This window comes from Tissierellales bacterium (assembly GCA_035301805.1).
In the GTDB taxonomy this organism is placed as follows: Bacteria; Bacillota; Clostridia; order Tissierellales; family DATGTQ01; genus DATGTQ01.
Map to the genome: position 1 here is coordinate 1 of DATGTQ010000129.1, position 4495 is coordinate 4495.

A 4495-nucleotide genomic window follows, 5' to 3' on the forward strand; every position below is an offset into this window, starting at 1 on the left:
ATAACTATATATCCTCCGCCTTTGGCACCTGATTTCTCTAAGCTAACGTTTGCAACAACTCCACCACCAAATAAAATTAATATTAATGTTCCTAAAAATTCTGCTGAATACATTGCCACATTCGTCATCTTATCCCTCCTATATTAATTTATATGTATACAAACTTATATTAATGATACTAATTATTATAGAATATAAATATAAAAGACCACAATCATACTACTAACAATATAATTGTTGCTCTAAACTTGTCTTATAATAGTTTTATCATATCTTTAACAGAATTAAATACATAATCTGCTTTTGTTTCACTTTCTTTATAATCTTTTTCCTTTGTTTCACCAGAATAAACTAATGTTGTAGCTATACCTGCCACTTCTCCCATTTTAATATCCGTATATAATCTATCTCCCACCATTATCATATCTTCTTTATCTAAACCGTATTTTAATTGAATGGCTTCAATCATTTTCCTATTTGGTTTACCTACTACTTTTGGTACCTTACCAGTGGAAGCCTCAATTAATGCAGCCATAGCTCCTGCATCTGGCATAAACTTATCATTAGGTAAAGGGCAATTAAAATCTGGATGTGTAGCTATATACTCTACTCCTTCGGATATATATTCACATGCTACCCACAATTTTTCATAGGTTAATGTAGTATCAAATCCTAATACTACAAAGTCTATATCCTTATGTCTTTTTTTCTCTAAAATAAATCCTTCATTTTCAAATTCTTTTTCTAAAGACTTGGTTCCTAATAAATAAACCTTAGCTCCTTTTTTTTTGCTTTTTAAATACATAGTAGTAGCTTCTCCAGAAGTGAATATTTCCTCCTCTGTAGCATCTATACCTAATTTACTTAATTTTTGTACATAATCCGCTTTATTTCCAGATGAATTATTTGTAAGAAAAATATATCTTTTTCCCTTATCTTTTATAGATTTCAAAAAATCTTTTGCTCCGTCTATTAACTTATCTCCAAGATAAATCGTTCCATCTATATCTAGTAAAAATATAGTTTTTTCTTTTAGCTTGTCCACTTATGTTCTCCTTCCACTACTGTAAATAATTTAATTACCAATAAGTCCTATTAATTTTGGAACGAATAGTGCTAAGGTTTCCGAATAGGTTACTCCTATTAATACTATTATTAATGCAATTATAAACGGCCAGACCTCTTTTATAAAATCTTCCAAACTAACATCTACAATAGAACATACAGTAAACATCATGGATCCAAATGGCGGAGTTAATCCTCCGATCATAATATTTACTATAAAGATCATCCCAAAATGTAGGGTATCTATACCGAAGGCTCTAGTTGCCGGTACTAATAATGGTGCTAATATAACTAATGCTGCTCCACCTTCTATAAACATTCCTACAAATAATAATATTATATTTATTACCATTAATAATACAAAAGGACTACTTGTTAAATTCATTAAGCTTTCGGTTATTATTTGTGGAATTTGTTCTAATGTAAGATAATAACCAAATACTTTTGCACTAGCAATTATAATCATAACTGAACCAGTATTTCTCACTGTATCCATTAATATTATTGGTATATGTCTTAATTTTAATCTTCTATATATAAAGAATCCTACCACCAATGAAAATACTACAGCTATTGCTCCTGCCTCAGTCGGTGTAAATAATCCAATTCTCATTCCCATAATTATCCCAAAAGGAATTAATAATGCCCATATTGATTTAAGAAATTGTAAAAATACCTCTCTAACTGTAGACTGTCTTTCTCTACTTGGTTTATAATCTCTTCTAACTGCAATTATATGTACTGTGATAGCTAATGCTACAGTCATGATTATACCTGGACCATATGCAGCTAAAAACATATCCCCTACTGAGATACCTGCTATTATTGCATACAGAATCAAATTTGTTCCAGGTGGTATTACCGGACTTACTGCTGATGATGCAGCTGTTACAGCAGCTGAAAACGGCTTTGAAAATCCTTTTTTCTCCATTTCAGGTACTAGTATTTTAGACTGCATAGCAGCATCTGCATTTGCTGATCCTGATATTCCACCCATTAAAGCACTTAATAAAACATTAACTTGGGCTAGTCCACCTCTGGTATGCCCCACTAATACATCTGCAAAATCCATTAATGCTTCACTTATTCCTGAATAATTCATTACTGAACCTACCATTATAAAAAATGGTACTGCTAAATAGGGGAAAGACTCAATGGATGTCACAAACTGTTGAATTACCATTTCCATAGGCATAGCAGTGTTTATAAATATGAAGTAAAATAATGAAGATCCAATTAAAGCAAATGCTATCGGTATATTTAGAAAAAACAAAATAAATAATACTATGATCGGATAAATAGATTGCACTTATTTCTTCCTCCCTTAATTTATACTATTTTAATCAAGAAATATCTTTTTAAAACTTCTTACCGCAAAAAATACTGAATATATTGTTATAAGTGCAAAAGAAATAACTATCGAACTGTTAATATATGAATAAGAAATCTCTAATGCTGCTGTTATCTTTGTAGATCCTGCTACATATTTATAACTAAAATAAAACATAGATCCAGCTAAGATACTTACTACTATCGATACTATAAATTCAACTATTCTTCTACCTCTTTTAGGTAATAACTTCATTATAGCTTCTACACCTATAAGATGATCTGTTTTATAAGCATTAGCTAAACCTAAAAAAATTACCCACACAAATGCAGCTACTGCAACCTCCTCAGCCCAATGATATGTAAATTTCAAAAAATATCTAGTAAATACATTCATAATAACTACTATTGAAGTTATAGCTAAAAAAATACTTCCTATATAAAGTTCAAAATCTCTTTTAAAATTCTCCCAGAATTTATTCATTTTAACCTCCATAATCTATTTTAAGTTAGAAGGATATTCTCCTTCTAACTTAAAAGTATTACTATAACAAATTATTCTAAGTCTTCTCTAATTTTATCTAATTCCTCTATTATCTCATCATAGATACCTGGAGTCCAATTATCAAATTCATCAAACACAGAGGAGGTTGCATCCATAAAGGCTTTAGAATCTACTTCATGGAAGTTTACACCTTCATTTTTTAACTTTTCTTCATACTCTTCTTCTAGCTTAATAGTTTCTTCTAAATTTTCTTCCATTCCTTTTTGGAATTCTTCCTCTATTATAGTTTTTTGATCATCACTTAAATCATTCCAAAGATCAGTAGAAATTGTTACTGCTGAAACTCCTAATAAATGATTTGTTAAAGAATATTCTTTAACATTCTCATATTGCCCAGTTCCATAATAAGTCATTATTGACCCTTCTACTCCATTTATTACACCTTGTTGTAAAGCTGCATAAGTGTCAGGATATGGCATTGAAACAGGATTTCCACCCATTGCCTCTATAGTCTCTGTATATAGTTTACTGGTTGGCACCCTTATATTTAAGCCTTCCATATCTTCTGGAGTTTTTATAGGTTTATCAGTCATCATACTTCTAAAACCAAATACCCAGTCTAGGCCAAGTACCTTTATTCCATGTTCTTCTTCTGCTTCTTTATTTAAATTTTTTACTAAATCTGTTTCTAACATTCCAAAGTATTCATCAAATGTTTTATATAAAAATGGTCCAGTTATAGCATTATAGTCTGGAACATAATCACCTAAGAAGTTTACACCGTCTACTAATATCCAATCCGATCCTTGTACTATTTGCTCCATACCATCCTTGCCTATAGGTAATGTACCATCTGTGAATAACTGTAATTCTAATGAACCGTCACTTCTTTCATTTATAGCTTCTACTACACTCTTTAATGATATAGCAGTTTGTTCATTTTCAACAAATTTCGTACTAACTTTAATAACTTTTTTCTCTTCACTACTAGAGCCTCCACCATCATCACTACTTGCTGATTCTTTATCATCTCCACCACATGCAACTAATGATACCGTTAAAACTAATATCAATAAAATTGATAATACCTTTTTCATTGGTTCCCCTCCATTTAAAATATATTATAAAATGTCGATCTTATATTATCATATATATTTTCTCTTATCAATCAATCATCTTGTAAGATATCAGCTTATGTCAATATATATTGATATTTAAATACAAGAAAAGCGGCTCCCTATAACTAGGGAAGCTGCCCTTCTTTACTCCTCTATTAAACCTAGCTTTTTAAGGACTATATCATAACCATTCACTCCATAATTTAGTGAACGATTGATTCTACTAATAGTTGCAGTACTTGCTCCTGTTTTTTCTTCAATTTCATTATAAGTTTTTCTATCGATTAATAATTTTACTACTTCAAATCTTTGAGATATAGCTTCAATTTCTTTTATAGTACATATATCTTCAAAAAACCTATAACATTCTTCCATATTCTCTAATTCTAAAATTGCTTCAAAGAATCCGTCCACTTGTGGACTTTTAATCTTAGGTTTATAATCCACCTTTCCACCTCACAATCATTCCTATATGGTA

Annotated in this window: 5 protein-coding genes; all 5 read right to left on the reverse strand. The window is 30.3% G+C overall.

Annotated elements, in window-relative coordinates; all coding sequences use genetic code 11:
- Window positions 1-253: 253 nt before the first annotated feature.
- Window positions 254-1045, reverse strand: a complete 792-nt coding sequence (locus VK071_06070; protein HLR34881.1) for an HAD-IIA family hydrolase — start codon at window positions 1043-1045, stop codon at window positions 254-256.
- Between the two features lie 30 nt (window positions 1046-1075).
- A complete protein-coding gene (locus tag VK071_06075; GenBank protein ID HLR34882.1) occupies window positions 1076-2374 on the reverse strand; it encodes a TRAP transporter large permease in 1299 nt (432 codons plus the stop codon).
- A gap of 30 nt (window positions 2375-2404) precedes the next feature.
- Window positions 2405-2878 (reverse strand): TRAP transporter small permease, encoded by a 474-nt coding sequence (locus tag VK071_06080; GenBank protein ID HLR34883.1) that lies wholly within the window; start codon window positions 2876-2878, stop codon window positions 2405-2407.
- 71 nt (window positions 2879-2949) lie between these two features.
- The gene (locus VK071_06085) at window positions 2950-3996 is read right to left on the reverse strand and encodes a C4-dicarboxylate TRAP transporter substrate-binding protein (GenBank protein ID HLR34884.1); all 1047 of its coding nucleotides are present in this window, start codon (window positions 3994-3996) and stop codon (window positions 2950-2952) included.
- Window positions 3997-4161: 165 nt separating this feature from the next.
- Complete coding sequence (locus VK071_06090; protein HLR34885.1) at window positions 4162-4464, reverse strand: YerC/YecD family TrpR-related protein; 303 nt, start codon at window positions 4462-4464, stop codon at window positions 4162-4164.
- Between the last annotated feature and the right edge of the window lie 31 nt (window positions 4465-4495).

Excerpts from the sequence above, each read along its gene's own strand:
- VK071_06080 (HLR34883.1), bottom strand. The coding sequence starts at position 2,878 with ATGAATAAATTCTGGGAGAATTTTAAAAGAGATTTTGAACTTTATATA.
- VK071_06085 (HLR34884.1), bottom strand. The coding sequence starts at position 3,996 with ATGAAAAAGGTATTATCAATTTTATTGATATTAGTTTTAACGGTATCA.